A 19418-nucleotide genomic window follows, 5' to 3' on the forward strand; every position below is an offset into this window, starting at 1 on the left:
AAAACCGGGCTCCCCGCAGCCGGCCATACTCCGTAATTCAAGGCCAAAAAAAACGCCAACCCGAAGGCTGGCGTTTTCAGATCAGAGGTTAACTACCTCAAAGGCGATCAGGCTACGGAAGCCTCGGATGCCTTCTTGGTGTAGTCTTCCATCTGGTCGAAGTTGAGATACTTGTAGATCTCTTTGGACATGCTGTTCAGGTCCTTGGCGTACTCCATGTACTCCGCCGGGCTCGGCAGCTTGCCCAGGACCGCACCCACAGCCGCCAGTTCCGCAGAGGTCAGGTACACATTGGCACCATCGCCCAGGCGGTTCGGGAAGTTACGGGTCGAGGTGGACAGAACCGTGGACTTGGCCGCCACACGTGCCTGGTTACCCATGCACAGGGAGCAACCCGGCATCTCGGTGCGAACACCGGCGGTGCCGTAGGTGTTGAAGTAACCCTCGTCCATCAGCTGCTGCTGATCCATCTTGGTGGGCGGAGACATCCACAGACGTGTCTTCAGGGGCTCCTTGTTCTGCTCCAGCAGCTTGCCGGCAGCGCGGAAGTGACCGATGTTGGTCATGCAGGAGCCGATGAACACCTCGTCCACCTTGTCGCCTGCGACTTCAGACAGGAACTTGGCATCGTCCGGGTCGTTGGGACAGCAGACGATGGGCTCCTTGATGTCGGCCAGGTCGATTTCCACCACGTGGGCGTACTCTGCGTCCTTGTCGGCGCGCATCAGCTTCGGATCCTTCAGCCACTCTTCCATCTGCTGGGCGCGACGCTCCAGGGTACGGGGGTCACCGTAACCTTCGGCAATCATCCAGCGCAGCATGGTGATGTTGGAACGCAGGTACTCGGCCACGGACTCCTCGGACAGGTTGATGGTACAACCAGCAGCGGAGCGCTCGGCAGAGGCGTCAGACAGCTCGAACGCCTGCTCAACGGTCAGGTGCTCCAGGCCTTCAATTTCCAGGATACGGCCGGAGAACTCGTTGATCTTGCCTTTCTTCTCGACGGTCAGCATGCCCTGTTTGATGCCATACAACGGAATGGCGTGCACCAGGTCACGCAGGGTAATGCCCGGCTGCATTTCGCCCTTGAAGCGAACCAGAACAGACTCCGGCATATCCAGCGGCATAACACCGGTGGCTGCGGCAAAGGCTACCAGGCCGGAACCGGCCGGGAAGGAGATGCCCATCGGGAAACGGGTATGGGAGTCACCACCGGTGCCCACGGTGTCCGGCAGCAGCATACGGTTCAGCCAGGAGTGGATGATGCCGTCGCCCGGACGCAGGGATACGCCGCCACGGGTGCGGATAAAGTCTGGCAGGGTGTGCTGCATTTCCACGTCAACCGGCTTGGGATACGCCGCGGTGTGACAGAAGGATTGCATGACCAGGTCAGCCTGGAAGCCCAGACACGCCAGGTCTTTCAGCTCGTCCCGGGTCATCGGGCCGGTGGTGTCCTGGGAGCCAACAGTGGTCATGTGGGGCTCGCAGTAAGTGCCCGGACGAACGCCCTGGCCTTCTTCCAGGCCACAGGCCTTGCCGACCATCTTCTGACCCAGGGTGAAGCCCTTGGTGCCGGCTTCCGGGTCCTTCGGCAGGCGGAAGATATCGGTGGCGCCCAGGCCAAGTGCCGCGCGCGCCTTGGTAGTCAGGCCACGACCGATGATCAGCGGGATACGGCCACCGGCCTGTACCTCGTCCAGGATCACGTCAGACTTGAAGTTGAACTCGGAGATGGTCTCGCCAGCCTCGTTCAGGATCTTGCCTTCATAGGGACGGATCTCGATCACGTCGCCCATGTTCATGTTGTCGACAGGCGCCTCGAAAACCAGGGCGCCGGCGTCTTCCATGGTGTTGAAGAAGATCGGGGCAACCTTGTTACCAATACAGACACCGCCGGCACGCTTGTTGGGAACGCCCGGGATATCCTCACCGAAGAACCACAGTACCGAGTTGGTGGCGGACTTACGGGAAGAACCGGTACCTACTACGTCACCCACGAAGGCAACCGGCAGGCCCTTGGACTTGATTTCATCGATCTGGCTCATCGGGCCAGTAACGCCGGGCTCTTCCGGCTTCAGGCCATCACGCTCCATTTTGTAGGCGGCGCGGGCGTGCAGGGGGATGTCCGGGCGGGACCAGGCATCCGGGGCAGGGGACAGGTCGTCGGTGTTGGTTTCGCCGGTAACTTTGAACACCACCATCTTGGTGCTTTCGGGAACCTTCTTCTTGTTGGTGAACCACTCGGCGTTGGCCCAGGATTCAATCACCTCTTTGGCGACGGCATTGCCGGCGTCCATCTTTTCCTTCACGTCGTTGAAGGCGTCGAACATCAGCAGGGTTCTTTTCAGCTGCTCACCGGAAAGCTTGGCCAGCTCATCGTTGTCCAGCAGCTCAACCAGGGTGGCGATGTTATAGCCGCCCTGCATCATGCCCAGCAGCTCAACCGCTTTTTCCTTGTTCAGCAGCGGGCTGGTGGCCTCGCCCTTGGCAATGGCGGACAGGAAACCGGCCTTCACGTAGGCGGCTTCATCAACGCCCGGCGGAATACGGTTTTCCAGCAGGTAAACCAGGAACTCTTCCTCGCCTTTGGGCGGGTTTTTCAGCAGTTCCACCAGCTCGGCGGTCTGCTCGGCGTTCAAAGGCTTGGGGGGAATGCCCAGAGCTTCGCGCTCTGCAACGTGTTCACGATATGCTTCTAACACGATATAGACCCTCATCAGTTGGGGAGACCCGCGCGGGCATGGAGAGCTGGCGGGCGTTGTTGTGTGGAAAAGGCCACGAATCGGCGCTGCATTCTATAGGAATCAGGGGGTAAAGTTAAGCTGGCCTATGGTCGGAGACGGAACATGTCCTGTTGTATACTCCCCACGCCCATCAAACCTCCAGCCGGATTCCATTATGTCTGATACCAGCGCCGCCCTCGCCGAGATTCATGATTTCCTGCCGTGTCGCACCCCTCAACAGTGGATCGACAACGCCCTGGCGAACCAGGACCTGATGCTGATTGACCACGCCCATTGCGAGAAGAAGGCGGCGTCGACGGCACTGAGCCTGATGTACCGTTACGTGGACAACACCGACCTGCTGAACAAGATGTCCCGCCTGGCCCGGGAGGAGTTGCGGCACTTTGAGCAGGTGCTGTCGATCATGAAGAAACGCGGAGTGGAGTACGGCCACCTGTCGCCGGCGCGCTATGCTGCAGGGCTACGGTCGCTGGTACGCACCGAGGACCCCGGCCGGCTGGTGGATGTGTTAATTGTCGGCGCGATTATCGAGGCGCGCTCCTGTGAACGATTTGCGGCGCTGGCGCCGTTCCTGGACGACAAGCTGGCGGAGTTCTATAACGGCCTGCTGAAATCCGAGGCCCGGCATTACCAGGATTATCTGAAGCTGGCGGAGCAGGCCAATGGCGGGTCAGTGGATGAGCGGGTAGGGGAGTTTCTGGCGGTGGAACGCCGCCTGATAGAAGAAGTGGACAGTGAGTTCCGGTTTCATTCCGGACCAGTGAATTAGCCACGGAATCCACGGAAGGACACGGAAAAAAGACCCAAACAGCCGTGAATGTTTGCGGACTATGTGCCTGGCCCCGCGATGGGGCATCTTTTCTTCCGGGAAAAGAACTCGCTTCGCTCAGACACCTTTTCCCTGCAGAAAAGACACCCCACCCCGGACCCGAGCTGACAGTTGAGTTATCTGCTGCGGAACGGGATTGTTTTTGTTCCTTCTTCCGTGTCCTTCCGTGGATTCCGTGGATTCCGTGGCAAAACAGTCTTCTTCTCTTGGCTTTCCCGTACCCTTCCGCTCGCCCTGAGCCTGTCGAAGGGAGCCTGTCGAAGGGAGCCTGTCGAAGGGCCGTCGATTCCGTGGCAAAAAATCCCTACAACTCCCGACAAAGGTCCATCCATCGATCAATACCGGCACTTTTATACTTCTGCTTATGCAGGATGAAGTAGAACTGCCGGTCAAACCGACGGTGGGCTGCAGCCTGCAGTGGCACGAGCGAGCCTCGCCGGAAAGCATCTTCCAGGCACACCTTCGACAGACACCCGATACCCAGGTTGGCCTCCACCGCCCGTTTGATGGCCTCGGTGTGCTCCAGCTCCAGCAGGATGTTCAGTTTCGGTAACAGGCCATGCATACCCCGCTCGAAGGTCTGGCGGGTGCCGGATCCGGGTTCCCGGGCAATCCAGGTGGCGGATACCAGGTCGTCGTCCACCAGGCCCCGCTTGCTGGCCAGGGGGTGATCCGGGGAACAGAAAATCACCAGTTCGTCGTTACGCCACGGGATGACCTCCAGCTCCGGTGCCTGGAGCTCGCCCTCGATTAGCCCGATATCCAGTTCAAAGTCCGAAACCCGTCGGGCAATGGTGCTGGTGTTGGCCACTTCCAGTGAAACCCGGGGCTGTGTAGGGGAATTCATGTATTGGGCCATGACCCCAACGGCCAGATAGTTACCTATGGTAAGGGTGGCGCCGACCTTCAGCGCGCCAACTTCCGTATGGTGGTTGAACGCCTGTTCCAGTTCACCCGCCTGGGCCAGCAGGCTTTCGACCTTGGGTCGGTAAAGGCGGCCCAGTTCGTTCAGTTGCAGGCGCTTGCCGACCCGGTCGAACAGTTTGATATCAAACTGGTTTTCCAGTTCTTTCAGGGCGCTGCTGGCGGCAGATTGTGACATGGCCAGGGACTCGGCGGCGCGGGTGATGTTCTGGAAGTGGGCCGCGGCGAGGAATACCTCAAGTTGACGGAAGGTGTACTTCATAATCGGTTTTCCCGAATAACGTTATGAAAATATCCCATTTCATCGATAGGTTACACGTCGGTTACCATGCACACAATGCAGTTAACCTTTTCACAGGGCATTCAGATATTCAGGTGGATTGACGACCATGAGCAAGATGAACGTAGAGACGGTAACCAGCGTAAAGCACTGGAACGATACCCTGTTCAGCTTTACGACCAGCCGTGACCCCGGGTTTCGGTTCAAGAACGGTCATTTCACCATGATCGGGTTGGAAACTGACGGCAAGCCGCTGATGCGTGCCTACAGTATCGCCAGTGCCAACTATGAGGAAGAGCTGGAGTTCTTCTCCATCAAGGTGCCTGATGGTCCGCTGACTTCCCGCCTGCAGAAGATCCGGGTAGGTGACGAGATCCTGGTCAGTCGCAAGCCCACCGGAACGCTGATTCTCGATAACCTGCTGCCGGGTAAGAACCTCTGGTTAATCAGCACGGGTACCGGCCTGGCGCCGTTTATGAGCATCATCAAGGACCCGGAGGTCTACGAGGCCTTTGACAAGGTAATCCTGACCCATGGTGTGCGCTACAGCTCCGAGCTGGCCTACCAGGACGAGATTGAAGGCCTGCCGAAGAATGAATATTTCGGCGAAATGGTTGATGGAAAACTCCTCTATTACCCTACAGTTACCCGCGAGCCTTTCCGCAATGAAGGCCGTCTCACCGATGCCATGCAGAGTGGCAAGCTGACCCGTGACCTGGGCTTGCCGGAGCTGGACATTGAAAATGACCGTTTCATGGTCTGTGGCAGCCCCAGCATGCTCAAGGACACCTGCCGAATCCTCGATGGTATGGGTTTCCGTGAAGCCCGGGCCGGTGACCTGGGTCATTACGTCATCGAGCGCGCGTTCGTGGAGCAGTAAATACTTCCAGCCCCTCGCTGTTTACCCCGGCCCCCTGGCCGGGGTTTTTGTATATGTGGAAGAAAAGCCTGTGTATCAACCGGACTCTTGCTCCCGGTCCAGGTATTGGTTAGCTTTTTCGCTTGCCATTGACCCAGTCCCACAGGAACGCCGATGCACCCGCTAAAAGACTGTTGTAACCACATTGTTGCCGTTGGCAGGGTCTGGGCGGCAATACTTCTTACGTCGATGTTCGCTACCGGCTGTACTGTAGGGAATACGTCGGAAGCATCCCATGAGCTGCTGCGGCTGGACCTTTCTGACCAACAGCTCACGTGGATTGGTCGCCAGGTTTATCGCAATGAGTGCGCCTCCCGTCGCTCGTGCCTGGTTCACTGGAACCAGGGGGAAGTTTTCCCTTCCCTGGGTATCGGACATTTCATCTGGTATCCGGTGGGTGTTGAAGGTCCCTATGTGGAGAGCTTTCCGTCGATGGTGGAGTTCCTCGCGGAACGGGGCGTGGCGTTGCCAGCCTGGCTGCCTGAGGCGATCCGTCATGGGGCACCATGGGTTACCCGGGACGGCTTTCTTCGTGCCGAGGGCAGTGATGAGCGGGTGGAGGAGTTGCGTCAACTGCTCGAGCGGGAGCAGGCCGCACAGACGGCGTTCCTGCTGCAGCGAGCGCGGGGCGCCCTCGAACGGGTTGCATCCGCCTCAGGTGACCCCGTAACAACCCGTCGCAAGATCCGGTTGTTGAGTGAAACCCCCGGTGGTGCCTATGCCCTGATCGACTATGTCAACTTCAAAGGCGAAGGGCTGGCCGAATCCGAGCGGTATGGGGGGGTGGGCTGGGGACTGCTGCAGGTGCTCGAAACCATGGAGGCACCGCGTTCCCGGGCAGGGGCGTTGCCGGCCTTCCGGCAGGCGGCCGCCGAGGTGCTGACGTCCCGGGCTAAAAGGGCCGGGAACCCCATTGAGCGTGAGCAATGGCTGCCGGGCTGGCTGAACCGGGTGAAAACCTACCGGCAGCCCGAATCTTGAGCGCACCTGGCCCGGACCGGATTGCCCGGGTCAGCCAGCCTACCTCAGCCAGTTCCGCAACTTCAGCGCCAGGCGTTCACCATCGCTCAGTTCGGCCCGTTCCGCCAACAGCCTGGCCAGGACGTCTGGCCGGTCGGTAATAATGTTGTCGACCCCCATATCGATCATGCGAGACATCTCCGTCGGCTGGTTGACCGTCCATACATGAAGTTCGTAGCCCAGTTGACGGGCGCGGGCTACGGCAGCGGCATTTGCCTGGTTATAACGCAGGCCCAGGATATCGAATCCTTCATTGTCCAGCGGGCCAATCACGAACTGTGCCAGCAGTGCTGTGCGCAGTCGCGGTTCCATGGTCATGGCATCCCTGAGGACATGGCGTTCGGCGGCGGCAATGACAGTGCCTTCTACCGCGTCTTCCCTTTGCAGTAATTCCACCACCTTGCGTGTGAGGTCTCGGCTATTGTGGTCCGGTTTCAGGTCCAGGAAAAGCTTTGCCCTGTCCCTGGCCAGGTTGATCAGTTCCGGGAGGGTCAGGATGGGTTCTCCTGAATAGGCCTCCGAAAACCAGCTGCCGGCGTCAAGCTCCCGGATATCGTCCCATCTCAGCGCGGAAATGCGGTCCGGGCGCCCCAGAAGCCGTTCAAGGTTGGCATCGTGCCAGAGTACCAGTTGCCCGTCCCGGGTCATGCGCACATCTACTTCGAGATAATCTGCGCCGTCCCTGATCGCCCGTTCTATTGCACTGGCAGAGTTTTCGGGTGCTGCAAAGGCGTTGCCCCGGTGGGCAGTAATGCTGACCTGGTCCCCCGAGTCGAATGCGCTGACGATCAGACTTGCCTGCACCAGTACCATGATGACAAGGGCACCTTCCACCAGCCAGGCTCGCCTGCCCGCTGTGGATGGCGGAGTAGTCACGTGGTGCTGCCTGGAGTGGCCACTGGTGGCCAGGTACACACGGTAGATCAACACGCTATAGCCGGCTGACAGGATAAACGTCACCGCAACCATCAGCAGCAGGTAAAACGCGATATAAGCGGTAATGGCTGGCAGCAGCGCGCGCGGACTGTTCGGCATCAGCGCCAGGTAGGGGGTGCCCAGAACCTGGAATAGCCAGGTAAACAGGACCGGCAACGTAAACAGCAACGCCGCGCCGGCCACCAGGGGTGTGACCAGCTTGCCTTTACTGCCATGAATCCGTTCACTGCTGGTCGCCAGCGCCCCGACTGCGCTGGTGCGCTCCAGTGTGGCAATCGGCTCTGCCAGGCTCCAGCGCAAAAACAGCCAGCCATTACAGACAGCCATTGCCCCAGTGGCCAGTCCTGCGACAGCAAGGAACCACCAGAGTTCAGCTGGGCGGGTGACCCGGATGAAATAGATCTCATAGGAAGAGAGCAGTCCCCACCAGGCGAAGGCTATGACGAACAGGAAAGGCAGGGCGACGACCATGTGACCGAGAACCTGGAGTACGGTCAGCCATAGCAACTTGCCGGAACGCCGTGCCATTTGCCAGAGTGCCGCCAGGGTGAGCCGGTATTCCCCCGTACGCTCCACGGAGGAGGCAATGACGGTCATGCCGGCCTGTTCCAAGGTCAGGGTGGCGGTCAGGGCGGTGAGGGTGGCCGCCATCCACACAAGCCCTCCTGGTGACAGCAGGAAGGCGGCAATACCGCCCGTGCTGATAGCGCCTTCGCCGGTTACTGGCTCCAGCGCGGAGAGCATGGTGCCCAGTACCGGGCCAAGCAGGGCAAGGGTCAGCCCGGTAAAGAACAGATGGTACAGGAGCAGGCTACGACGGTGTCGTCGCAGTATTCCCAGAGAATCGATAAATGGTCGCATCACTCACTGTCAGCGGTCGGCCCTGTAGGCAGTCGGGCGGATTCGCCGAACAGCCGCAGCCGTTGCGCCAGGGTCAGGAAAGGCTCGCTTTCGGTTGGTGTCAGGGTACCGAACAGGCGGCCGGGTTCAAATGCCCAAGTTTCACAGCGTAACAGGCTTTCGGTGCAGGCCAGCAATTCGCCGCTCTCCCGCAGGAAGAACTTCATACCGGTATAGGTATCAGCCAGCAACAGGTCCCGGGGGTCAGAGGTGTCCTGGCTCAGCAGGCTGCGACCGGTCATGGCGAGGGAGGGATCGCTGGCCCCGGTGGCATCGAGGATGGTCAATGGAATATCCAGTTGCGCCACTATCCGGTCCCGGTCAGCGTATTGGTCAAGGCCCCCTGGCTGTGGAGGTCGTACAGCCATGACGCCTGTGTTGCCGTTGAGCGGGAAAGAGTCCTGGTCCTGGCGGACAAAGCCCCCGGATTCGTCGGATGTCAGGATAACCAGGGTGTTGTCCAGGGCGCCGGACGCTTCCATATCGTCGAGGAATCCGATCAGGCTTTGTTCCATTACCCGCATCGCGTTACGCCTGGCCTTGAGCGGTTCGGTAGGAAGGGGCTCGTTATCCTCCCCGGTGCTTGTGTATTCACCGCCGGTGTCAAAGGGATGGTGTGTGCCAACATTGAGTAAAGTGACCATCCACCGGGGGACCTCCTGGTCCAGTGCCTTCAGTCGCTCCGCTACGTTGGCGAAATAGACGGGGTCTGGCGGGCCCCAGCCCTCCGGGCTTTCTCCACCCTGTTGGAAAACTTCCGAGCCGGTCACCCGGGTGAAACCGGCCCGGGGCATAAAGCGGTCCTTGCTCATATAGCGTAGTGGCGCTGCCTGCCAGTAGGCGGTGGTGTAACCGTTTGCCCGCAGGAGTTCAGGCATACACAGGGGGAAGGCTTCACCGTTGGCGACGTCCTCCATCTTTGTCGAAAGGCGCTGAAAATCCGGGTACTGGCCACAGAGGATGGCAAAGGTGCCCCGGTCAGTCTGTCGCTCCATGCTCAGGGTGTTGCGGTACAGGCGGAAGCCGGTCTCGGCAAGCTTGTTTTCCAGCTCGGGTAGCGATACCACCGGTGCCAGTCCGTGGTATTCGCTGATGGAAGGAAAGTAGCCGGAGGACAGGCCCTCGACCAGGATCAGCAGGACGTTGGGTGGGGTCTGGATCTCCGGGTGGGCAACCTCTGTTTCGAAGAACTCCGCCTCGGCTTCCGAGCGGTCGACTGCGGTTTCCCTGGCGACTTCATCCCGCAGCAAGGCTCCAGCGGGGGCCAGGATGGCGGTGGGAACCTGGGCCAGGAAGCCGGTTACCACGTTGTTGCGGGATGTGGTCAGGCTATGGGAAGCGACCAGGTAGGCGCCGGTAGACGCTACCACCAGCAGGGCAGCAAAGGTAATCCGGCGCGGCGGGATCGGGACCAGCCAACGATAGATACGGACCAGCAGCCAGGCCAGACCCAGGTAAAGGGGCAGCATCAGCAACTGGGTGTTGAAGACCGATGAGGCCAGGAACACCGGGTCCGCACCCTTGCTGATCATGGACAGCCGGGGATAGGTGCCGTGGGCCGCCAGGTGCATGGCGGAGACCGTCATCAGGCAGCCCAGGGCTATGACCAGTATTGCCCTCATCCAGAAGGCGCGCGCCAGCATCAACAGGCCGGCTACCGTTATCGCACCGGCGACGTCACTGAGGAGTAGCAGGCCGGTTTCCGGCCAGACACCACTTTGCAGGTAAAAGCAGAACCGGACGGACAAAAGCCAGGCAAAGGCCAGCAACACGGTAAGCCCGAGCCGCTGGTCCTGTAGCGCCCTGTAAACCGACATGGAACCCCCGTCGCAGGCCTGTGAGACCGCCTAGAGCGGCCGCTTGTGCAGCGTGGGTTCTCCGTCACCGGTGACGTCCAGCCACCAGGCGTGGGTGTCCCAGTCACCCAGCACAATACGGAATGCCTGCGCGCCATTCGCCGTAAGCTCGTGCATCGCCGGGCGGTGAGTGTGGCCGTGAATCAGTCGTTGCACGCCATGGTGCTCCATTTCCCGGACCACTTCTTCCGGTGTCACGTCCATGATGGTTTCTGCCTTGCCCTGATTCTTGGCCATGCTGATTTCCCGCAGCTGACGAGCGACCATCTGACGGTCGGCCAGGGGGCGCTGCAGGAACATCTGCTGCCATTGCTCGTTGCGCATGTTGGCGCGGAACTTCTGGTATTCCACGTCCGCCGTGCACAGGCTGTCACCGTGCATCAGAAGGGTGGGGGTGCCATACAGGTCAACGACGGTGGGGTCGGGCAGTAGCTCGGCACCGCAGCGATTACAGAAGTCCTCGCCGATCAGGAAATCCCGGTTGCCGTGCATCAGGTACAGGGCGGTGCCGCTGTCACTGACGTCCCGCAGGGCTTCCGCCACCTGGTTCTGCAACGGTGTTTTCTCATCATCGCCGATCCAGGCCTCGAAGAAATCTCCGAGGATGTAGAGGGCTTCGATGCCCATGGCCTTGTCCTTGAGGAAGGCCAGGAAGGCGTCCGTGATATCCGGGCGGGACTCTTCCAGGTGCAGGTCGGAAATGAAGCGGATGGTCACGCCTCGCCTCCGTCCTCCAGCACCTCGGCCTTCTCGATCATCACATTTTCGGAGGGTACGTCATCGTGGAAGCCCTGGGTCTCGGTGCGTACGGCACGGATGCGGTTAACCGTGTCCATGCCTTCCACCACTCGTCCGAACACGCAATAACCCCAGCCCTCGGCGTTCTTGGCGGTGTGGTCGAGGAAGCCATTGTTTTCGACATTGATGAAGAACTGGGCGGTGGCGGAGTGCGGGTCCATGGTGCGAGCCATGGCCACGGTGCCCTGCATGTTGCTCAGGCCGTTATCGGCCTCGTTCTGGATGGGATCGCGGGTCTTGCGGGGCTGCATGCCCGGCTCGAATCCGCCGCCCTGAACCATGAAGTTGCTGATCACACGGTGAAAAATCAGGCCGTCGTAGAAGCCGTCACGAACATATTGTTCGAAGTTCCTGGCAGTTTCCGGGGCTTTTTCGTAGTCCAGTTCCAGCTTGATGTCGCCATGTGTGGTGTGCAGCAGAATCATTGAAATTTCCTGTAGTGAAGGATCAGCCATGTGTACAGGGGTTTATTGTACGCAAGACTTGTCAGCCATGCATGAGTCCCGCCACGATTTATGCGTATAATAGGCGGTTTCAGATCCACTTCTTTCATTCCGGGACACTATGAGCGCCGAGTCGAAGAAAGCCCACAACTTTATCCAGAGCCTGATCGAAGAAGCTATTTCCAAGGGGGAGCACACCGGCAAGGTGGTAACCCGTTTCCCGCCGGAGCCCAATGGTTACCTGCACATCGGTCATGCCAAGTCCATCTGCCTGAATTTCGGTATTGCCGAGACCTTTGGCGGCGAGTGTAACCTGCGCTTTGACGACACCAATCCGGAAAAGGAAGAGCAGGAGTACATCGACGCCATCAAGCGTGACGTCAAGTGGCTGGGGTATGACTGGGTCGGAGAGGTCCGCTTTGCCTCCGACTATTTCGATGCCATCCACGATTTCGCAGTGGAGCTGATCGAGAAGGGCAAGGCCTATGTCTGCTCCCTGTCCGCCGAGGAAATGACCGAATATCGCGGTACCCTCAAAGAGCCGGGTCGCAACAGCCCGTACCGTGACCGGTCGGTGGAGGAGAACCTGCTGTTGTTCCGGGACATGCGTGAGGGCAAGTTCGGCAACGGTGAGCTGGTGCTGCGGGCAAAGATCGATATGGCATCGCCCAATATCAACCTGCGGGACCCCATTCTCTATCGCATCCGGTACGCCGAGCATCACCAGACCGGCAACAAGTGGTGCATCTACCCGATGTATGACTTTACGCACCCGATTTCCGATGCCATGGAGGGTATTACTCACTCCCTGTGCACCCTGGAGTTCGAGGATCACCGGCCCCTGTACGACTGGGTAATCGACAACATCTCGGCCCCCTGCAAGCCCCGGCAGATCGAGTTTGCCCGGCTGAACCTGAACTACACGGTCACCAGCAAGCGCAAGCTCAAGCGCCTTGTGGACGAAGGCTTTGTGGATGGCTGGGACGACCCCCGTATGCCCACCATCTCCGGCATGCGTCGCAGGGGTTATACGCCCCAGTCCATCCGCACCTTCTGCGACATGATCGGCGTGAACAAGGCCGGCGGTACCGTGGATGTCGGTATGCTGGAGCATGCTATCCGGGAGGATCTCAACACCCGTGCCCCCCGGGCCATGTGCGTGATGCGCCCGCTGAAGGTGGTGCTGACCAACTACCCGGAAGACAAGTCGGAAACCCTGGAGCTGCCAGTGCATCCCCAGAACCCGGACATGGGCACCCGTGAAGTGCCCTGGACCCGCGAGCTGTATATCGACCGGGAAGACTTTGTCGAGGAGCCGCCCCGCAAGTGGAAGCGGCTGGCCCCTGAGCAGGCTGTCCGCCTGCGGGGTGGTTACGTGATGACCTGTCGTGAGGTTATCCGGGACGACAGCGGCGAGATCGTTGAACTGCGCTGCGAATACGATCCGAACACACTGGGCGTTAACCCTGAGGGCTACAAGCCTAACGGGGTGATCCACTGGGTATCGGCGACGGATTCAGTAGAGGCGGACATCAACTTCTATGACCGCCTGTTCAACCACGAGAGCCCGGACAGCGACAAGGAGGGCGACTTTGTCGACCATGTCAACCAGGAGTCCCTGGTGCGCCTGGAAAAGGTCCGCGCCGAGAAGAGCCTGGGTCAACCCCGGAGCGACCTGCCTTACCAGTTTGAGCGGGAGGGGTACTTTTTCTTCGATGAGGAGGCCTCCGAGTCCGGTCGGCTGGTATTCAACCGGACGGTTACCCTGAGAGATTCCTGGGGAAAAGGTAAGGCCTGACCCGAAAAGGTCGGACTAGGGCCGTACGCCGCTCAGACATTCCGGGGCACGCCGTGAATCCGTCCCTGGAGGCTCCCGCCCTGCCAGCGACGGGCGTGTAGTCCAAACTAAACTCATTGCATGATTCGGATGCTTACCGCGTGATCAGAATATACAACACCCTCACCCAGCAGAAAGAAGACTTCCAGCCCATCCAGCCGGGCAAGGTGCGCATGTACGTCTGTGGTATGACGGTGTACGACTACTGTCACCTGGGGCATGCCCGGGTGCTGGTGGCGTTTGACGTGATTACCCGATACCTGCGTCACCGGGGCTATGACGTCCACTATGTGCGCAATATCACCGATATCGACGATAAGATCCTGCGCCGTGCGGACGAGAATGGCGAGCCGTTTGATGCCCTGACGAAACGTATGATCCGGGCCATGCACGAGGACGAGCAGAAGCTGAGGGTGCTGGCGCCTACCGAGGAGCCCCGGGCGACCGACTATATTGATGAGATTATCGCCATGATCCGGGTGCTGATCTCGAAGGACCACGCCTACGCGGCAGATAACGGCGACGTATACTTTGCGGTTAACAGCTTTGACGGTTACGGCAAGCTCAGCAAGAAGAAGCTGGAAGACCTGCTGGCCGGTGCCCGCGTGGATGTGGAGCAGGCCAAGAAAAGCCCGGCGGACTTTGCTCTCTGGAAGGCGGCCAAGCCCGGTGAGGTGAGCTGGCAGTCGCCTTGGGGCGATGGTCGTCCGGGCTGGCACATCGAGTGTTCCGCCATGTCTACCCGGTGCCTCGGGGATACCTTTGATATCCACGGGGGCGGCCCGGACCTGCTGTTCCCGCACCATGAAAACGAGATTGCCCAGTCCGAGTGTGCCACCGGGCATCATTTTGTGAATACCTGGTTGCATGCCGGCGCCATCCGCGTGAACAAGGAGAAGATGTCCAAGTCCCTGGGCAACTTCTTCACCATTCGCGAGATCCTCGACAAGTACCCCGCGGAAGTGGTGCGTTACTTCCTGGTGTCCAGCCATTACCGCAGCCAGGTGGACTACTCCGAGGACAACCTGGCGGAAGCCGGGCGCACCCTGGAGCGGCTGTACCATGCGTTGCGGGGTGTAGTGCCAACGAAGAAAGTGCCGGAAGGCGAGTTCGATCACCAGTTCTACCAGGCGATGGATGATGACTTCAACACTGCTGGCGCCATCAGCGTGCTGCATGGTGTAGCCAGTGAGCTGAACCAGGCCCGCAGGGACGGCGATGATGGCAGGGTGGCCGAGCTGGCGGCGGTGCTGGTGCGCCTGGGGGCGGTGCTGGGTATCCTGCAGCAGGACCCGGAAGCATTCTTCAAGGCAGGTGTGGCGGGTGACCTGACGGCGGAGCAGATCGAGGCCATGATCCAGGCCCGTGCCGACGCCCGCAAGTCGAAGAACTTCGCCGAAGCGGATCGCATCCGCGACGAGCTGCAGGAAAAGGGCATTATCCTGGATGACAGCCGTGAGGGCACCAGCTGGCGACGGGGGTGAAATCGAACGCCAGTATGAAATAACCGGGGAGATGGCGTAAACTATCGCGCCCCGAGGTATGAGGGAGAGGCAGAATGTGGACATCGGATCCGCCCTGTCTCTCAGGGAATACAGACAACACTGAGGCAGACAACGATGACTGAACGCGTGCAAGTCGGCGGCCTGCAGGTCGCTAAGAACCTGTTCGATTTCGTGAACAACGAAGCGATCCCGGGAACCGGTGTCGACGCTGACAAATTCTGGGCGGAATTTGACAAGATCGTCCATGAACTGGCGCCCCGTAACAAGGAGCTGCTTGCCAAGCGTGACGATATCCAGGAAAAAATGGATGGCTGGTACCGCAACCACAAGGGCCAGCCGTTCAATATGGACGAGTACAAGTCCTTCCTGAAGGAAATTGGCTACCTGGTCGACGAGCCGGATGAGTTCAAGATCTCCACTTCCAATGTGGATCCGGAAATTGCCACCATGGCCGGCCCGCAGCTGGTTGTGCCGGTAATGAACGGTCGCTTCGCCCTGAACGCTGCCAATGCCCGTTGGGGCAGCCTGTACGATGCGCTCTACGGTACCGACGCGATTTCCGAGGAAGGTGGTGCCCAGAAGGGGCCCGGTTACAACCCGGTGCGTGGTGACAGGGTTATCGAATTTGCCCGCAACCTGCTGGACAACTCAGCCCCGTTGGCTTCCGGCAGCCACAAGGATGCCGCAAAATACCAGGTTGAGGGTGGCAAGCTGGTGGTGAAGCTGCAGAACGGCGAGACCACTGGCCTGCAAGACGAGTCCGGCTTTGTCGGCTACACCGGCTCCGAGAGCGAGCCTACCGGCATCCTGCTGGTGAAGAACGGCATGCACTTCGAAATCCAGATCGATGCCAGCCATCCCATCGGCCAGGACGATGGCGCCCACGTGAAAGACGTGCTGATGGAATCTGCCCTGACCACCATCATGGACTGCGAAGACTCCGTTGCAGCCGTCGATGCCGATGACAAGGCGCTGGCCTATCGCAACTGGCTGGGCCTGATGAAGGGCGACCTGGAAGAGAGCTTCCAGAAGGGCGGTGAGATGATGACCCGTCGCATGCACGCTGACCGCACCTATACCTGTGCCGATGGCAGTGAGGTGAGCCTCAAGGGTCGCAGCCTGATGTTTGTGCGGAACGTCGGACACCTGATGACCAACCCGGCTATCCTGCTGAAAGACGGCAGCGAAGTGCCGGAAGGGCTGATGGACGGCCTGGTCACGTCCCTGATCGCCATCCATGACCTGAAGGGCGACGGCCAGCACCAGAACAGCACCACCGGCTCTGTTTACATCGTTAAACCGAAGATGCACGGCCCTGAAGAAGTGGCCTTCACCAACGAATTCTTCGGCAAGGTGGAAGATGCACTGGGCCTGCCGCGCTTTACCCTGAAAGTGGGCATCATGGACGAGGAGCGCCGCACCACGGTTAACCTCAAGTCCTGCATCCACGCGGCAAAAGAGCGTGCCGTGTTCATTAACACCGGCTTCCTCGACCGCACCGGTGACGAGATTCACACCTCCATGGAGTTGGGTCCGTTTATCCGCAAGGGGCCGATGAAGCAGGCAGCCTGGATCCAGGCCTACGAGCAGTGGAACGTGGACATTGGGCTGGAAACCGGTTTCCGTGGCGTTGCCCAGATCGGTAAGGGTATGTGGGCCATGCCGGATCTGATGGCGGGCATGCTGGAGGCCAAGATCGGTCACCCGAAGGCCGGCGCCAACACCGCCTGGGTTCCTTCCCCTACGGCCGCTACCCTGCACGCCACCCACTACCACCAGGTGAATGTGGCGGATGTGCAGAAGCAGCTTGAGAGCCGTCAGCGCGCGGCACTGGAAGACATCCTCACCGTGCCGGTAATGGATGATCCCAAGTCACTGTCCGAAGGCGAGATCCAGGAAGAGCTGGACAATAACGCCCAGGGTATCCTCGGCTACGTGGTTCGCTGGATCGACCAGGGTGTGGGTTGCTCCAAGGTGCCGGACATCAACGATGTGGGCCTGATGGAAGACCGCGCCACCCTGCGTATCTCCTCCCAGCTGCTGTGCAACTGGCTGTACCATGGCATCTGCACAGAAGAGCAGGTTGTGAGCACCATGCAGCGCATGGCGGCGGTGGTTGATCGCCAGAACGAAGGTGATCCGGCGTACCGCAACATGGCGCCGAACTTTGATGACAGCGTGGCCTTCCAGGCTGCCCTGGACCTGGTTCTGAAGGGCCGTGAGCAGCCGAACGGCTATACCGAGCCGCTCCTGCACGCCTACCGCCTCAAGGCCAAGGCGAAGTTCGGGCAGTAATTGTCTGAACTGACAAAAAACCCCGCTCGGTCTATGCCTTGCGGGGTTTTTTATTGGACTGGCCCTTCGACAGTCGCCCTTCGACAGGCTCAGGGCGAACGGTCCTTAAGGCAGGACTAATGGCGAACGGTCCTTATGGGGGCAGGACTAACGGTCCTTATGGCAGGACGAATGGCGAACGGTCCTCATGGGGGATTCAGTGCGAACGGTCCTCATGGCAGGACTCATGGGGCAACGGTCCTTATGGGGGGCAGGCGAAGGTCCTTATGGGGCTTACGGTGAACGGTCCTCATGGCAGGACTCAGGGCTGCTTTATTTCGTTCGCCCTGAGCCTGTCGAAGGGCGCTGCCAGATCCGTCTTATCAGCCGTCGTGCAGCACGTTCGCCGCGTAAAGCGTGTTCTGAAGCAGCGTGGCAATGGTCATAGGGCCCACACCGCCAGGTACCGGCGTGATATAGCCGGCGCGCTTTGAGGCGGCTTCAAAGTCCACGTCTCCGCGCAGCTTGCCATCTTCCATCCGGTTAATGCCGACATCAATGACGGTGGCGCCGGGTTTGATCCACTCCCCCTTGATCAGGCCGGGCTTGCCGGCGGCTGCGATCAGGATATCCGCCTCACCAACAAACTTTTCCAGGTCCCGGGTAAAGCGATGGGCGACGGTGGTTGTAGCACCCTTGAGCAGGAGTTCCATGGACATCGGGCGGCCGACAATGTTGGAGGCGCCTACGATCACGGCGTGCTGGCCCTTGTAGGGGGTGCCGATATGGTCCAGCAGGGTAATGATGCCCCGGGGAGTGCAGGGACGAAGCGCCGGCTGGCGTTGGACCAGGCGGCCGATGTTGTAGGGGTGGAAGCCGTCCACGTCCTTGTCCGGGCGGATACGCACCAGGATGGGGTCGTCGTCCAGGTGGTCCGGGAGGGGCAGTTGCACGAGGATGCCGTCTACCTCCGGGTTTTCATTCAGCTCATCCACCAGCGCTTCCAGTGCTTCCTGGGAGGTGTCGGCAGGAAGGTCGTAGGAAAGGGAGTGGATGCCGGCGGCTTCACAGGCTTTACGCTTGTTGCCGACATAGACCTGCGAAGCCGGGTCACTGCCGACCAGTACCACGGCGAGGCCAGGTGCGCGAAGCCCTTTCTGGCGCCGGGCCTCAACGCCGGCAGCAACTTGCTGGCGGATGCCCGCGGCGATCTCTTTTCCGTTTATGAGTTCTGCGGTCATGGGAATATCTGTCAGGTGAAAATGAAGGCGGCCATTCTCGCATGTAACCGGCTCCGCGCCAATTGGTGGTGCGGCACAGGTGCTTGTGTTGCGGAAGTTTCTGGAGAAAAATGATGATGTGCCGGTTGACGCCCCCCGGATCCGCCGGTAATATGCGCGCCAACTTTGCTGAGGCAGATGTTGTTCTGGTTACGGGGTATAGCGCAGTCTGGTAGCGCGCCTGCTTTGGGAGCAGGATGTCGGGAGTTCGAATCTCTCTACCCCGACCAACCCACACTGGATGTTCAGGTGGGCACACGGTCAAGCGCCCGTAGCTCAGCTGGATAGAGCACCCGCCTTCTAAGCGGGTGGTCGCAGGTTCGAGTCCTGCCGGGCGCGCCAATAGCCGTTCAGGCAGACTCAGGCACAGTGTTGGCGAAGTTGCTGCAAATCGGCGCCGTCCGGTTGCAGGGTCAGAAGTGATTATGGTGGACGTAGCTCAGTTGGTAGAGCTCAGGATTGTGACTCCTGCGGTCGAGGGTTCGAACCCCTTCGTCCACCCCATTTCCCTCTTGGTTTCTGATCTGTTCTGCTTTGATCCCCGTACCTGGTTTGGCGCCTGTTTCAGGCTGGGTGAAGGTTGCAGGACGCGGTCACATCGTTTGCGAGAGTGGCGGAACTGGTAGACGCGCTGGATTTAGGTTCCAGTGGGGCAACCCGTGAGAGTTCGAGTCTCTCCTCTCGCACCATTTACCGGTTAGCCGGGCAGTTTGTCATCATCTTTCCAATTCCGGTCACAAAATTGCTTTCCTGCCGTGTGATGCCCGATTTCCTGCGTTCCAGGTGATTCTCTCCATTGTTTGTTCCGTGATAGACTACGCCTTTTAACCAAACCCAAATCCACTTAACTGATTCGGTAATTTGAGGAACTTC

The 19418-nt window shown here is 59.7% G+C and carries 13 protein-coding genes and 4 tRNA genes; 10 read left to right on the forward strand and 7 right to left on the reverse strand.

Features of this window, described 5'->3' with window-relative positions; all coding sequences use genetic code 11:
• Positions 1 to 107: 107 nt before the first annotated feature.
• Positions 108 to 2702, reverse strand: a complete 2595-nt coding sequence (locus tag MLC59_RS03500; RefSeq protein WP_248230883.1) for a bifunctional aconitate hydratase 2/2-methylisocitrate dehydratase — start codon at positions 2700 to 2702, stop codon at positions 108 to 110.
• A gap of 196 nt (positions 2703 to 2898) precedes the next feature.
• On the opposite strand from MLC59_RS03500, the gene MLC59_RS03505 reads away from it, so the two are divergent.
• Positions 2899 to 3513, forward strand: coding sequence for a MiaE family protein (locus tag MLC59_RS03505; RefSeq protein WP_248230884.1), 615 nt, complete (start codon positions 2899 to 2901; stop codon positions 3511 to 3513).
• 364 nt (positions 3514 to 3877) lie between these two features.
• On the opposite strand, the gene MLC59_RS03510 is transcribed toward MLC59_RS03505, so the two are convergent.
• Positions 3878 to 4759 carry a LysR substrate-binding domain-containing protein gene (locus tag MLC59_RS03510; RefSeq protein WP_248230890.1) on the reverse strand — a complete coding sequence of 294 codons (882 nt, stop codon included), beginning with the start codon at positions 4757 to 4759 and terminating at the stop codon, positions 3878 to 3880.
• Between the two features lie 127 nt (positions 4760 to 4886).
• Between MLC59_RS03510 and MLC59_RS03515 the strand changes: the two genes are divergently transcribed.
• Together MLC59_RS03515 and MLC59_RS03520 are read left to right on the forward strand one after the other, a co-directional pair.
• Positions 4887 to 5657, forward strand: coding sequence for a ferredoxin--NADP reductase (locus tag MLC59_RS03515; protein WP_248230892.1), 771 nt, complete (start codon positions 4887 to 4889; stop codon positions 5655 to 5657).
• A gap of 153 nt (positions 5658 to 5810) precedes the next feature.
• Positions 5811 to 6677, forward strand: a complete 867-nt coding sequence (locus tag MLC59_RS03520) for a hypothetical protein (protein ID WP_248230894.1) — start codon at positions 5811 to 5813, stop codon at positions 6675 to 6677.
• Positions 6678 to 6716: 39 nt separating this feature from the next.
• Here MLC59_RS03520 and MLC59_RS03525 read toward each other — a convergent pair whose 3' ends face one another.
• From MLC59_RS03525 to MLC59_RS03540, 4 genes are read right to left on the reverse strand one after another with little or no spacing between them, the layout of a single operon-like run.
• Positions 6717 to 8513: a glycerophosphodiester phosphodiesterase gene (locus MLC59_RS03525; protein WP_248231154.1), complete on the reverse strand. Its 1797-nt coding sequence runs from the start codon at positions 8511 to 8513 to the stop codon at positions 6717 to 6719.
• The gene (locus MLC59_RS03530) at positions 8513 to 10369 is read right to left on the reverse strand and encodes an LTA synthase family protein (protein ID WP_248230896.1); all 1857 of its coding nucleotides are present in this window, start codon (positions 10367 to 10369) and stop codon (positions 8513 to 8515) included. The genes MLC59_RS03525 and MLC59_RS03530 overlap by 1 nt, the downstream gene beginning before the upstream one ends.
• A gap of 30 nt (positions 10370 to 10399) precedes the next feature.
• The gene (lpxH, locus tag MLC59_RS03535) at positions 10400 to 11125 is read right to left on the reverse strand and encodes a UDP-2,3-diacylglucosamine diphosphatase (protein WP_248230898.1); all 726 of its coding nucleotides are present in this window, start codon (positions 11123 to 11125) and stop codon (positions 10400 to 10402) included.
• Positions 11122 to 11631 carry a peptidylprolyl isomerase gene (locus MLC59_RS03540; RefSeq protein ID WP_248230899.1) on the reverse strand — a complete coding sequence of 170 codons (510 nt, stop codon included), beginning with the start codon at positions 11629 to 11631 and terminating at the stop codon, positions 11122 to 11124. Before MLC59_RS03540 ends, lpxH begins: the two co-directional genes overlap by 4 nt.
• A gap of 139 nt (positions 11632 to 11770) precedes the next feature.
• Between MLC59_RS03540 and MLC59_RS03545 the strand changes: the two genes are divergently transcribed.
• The 3 genes from MLC59_RS03545 (at position 11771) to MLC59_RS03555 (ending at position 17286) form a co-directional block, all read left to right on the forward strand.
• Complete coding sequence (locus MLC59_RS03545; protein WP_248230904.1) at positions 11771 to 13447, forward strand: glutamine--tRNA ligase/YqeY domain fusion protein; 1677 nt, start codon at positions 11771 to 11773, stop codon at positions 13445 to 13447.
• Between the two features lie 140 nt (positions 13448 to 13587).
• On the forward strand, positions 13588 to 14970 hold the full coding sequence (gene cysS, locus MLC59_RS03550) for a cysteine--tRNA ligase (protein WP_248230906.1): 1383 nt from the start codon (positions 13588 to 13590) through the stop codon (positions 14968 to 14970).
• A gap of 135 nt (positions 14971 to 15105) precedes the next feature.
• The gene (locus MLC59_RS03555) at positions 15106 to 17286 is read left to right on the forward strand and encodes a malate synthase G (RefSeq protein ID WP_248230909.1); all 2181 of its coding nucleotides are present in this window, start codon (positions 15106 to 15108) and stop codon (positions 17284 to 17286) included.
• Positions 17287 to 17648: 362 nt separating this feature from the next.
• Here the strand turns inward: MLC59_RS03555 and folD are convergent, their stop codons facing one another.
• Entirely contained in the window at positions 17649 to 18506 is an 858-nt protein-coding gene (gene folD, locus MLC59_RS03560; RefSeq protein ID WP_248230911.1) for a bifunctional methylenetetrahydrofolate dehydrogenase/methenyltetrahydrofolate cyclohydrolase FolD, read from the reverse strand.
• A gap of 192 nt (positions 18507 to 18698) precedes the next feature.
• Between folD and MLC59_RS03565 the strand changes: the two genes are divergently transcribed.
• From MLC59_RS03565 to MLC59_RS03580, 4 genes are all read left to right on the forward strand, one after another.
• Positions 18699 to 18775: transfer RNA gene (locus MLC59_RS03565), tRNA-Pro, on the forward strand.
• 35 nt (positions 18776 to 18810) lie between these two features.
• A tRNA-Arg gene (locus tag MLC59_RS03570) sits at positions 18811 to 18887 on the forward strand.
• 86 nt (positions 18888 to 18973) lie between these two features.
• Positions 18974 to 19049: transfer RNA gene (locus MLC59_RS03575), tRNA-His, on the forward strand.
• A gap of 100 nt (positions 19050 to 19149) precedes the next feature.
• A tRNA-Leu gene (locus MLC59_RS03580) sits at positions 19150 to 19234 on the forward strand.
• Positions 19235 to 19418 lie beyond the last annotated feature (184 nt).

It is taken from the genome of Marinobacter bryozoorum (assembly GCF_023156245.1).
GTDB lineage: Bacteria > Pseudomonadota > Gammaproteobacteria > Pseudomonadales > Oleiphilaceae > Marinobacter > Marinobacter bryozoorum.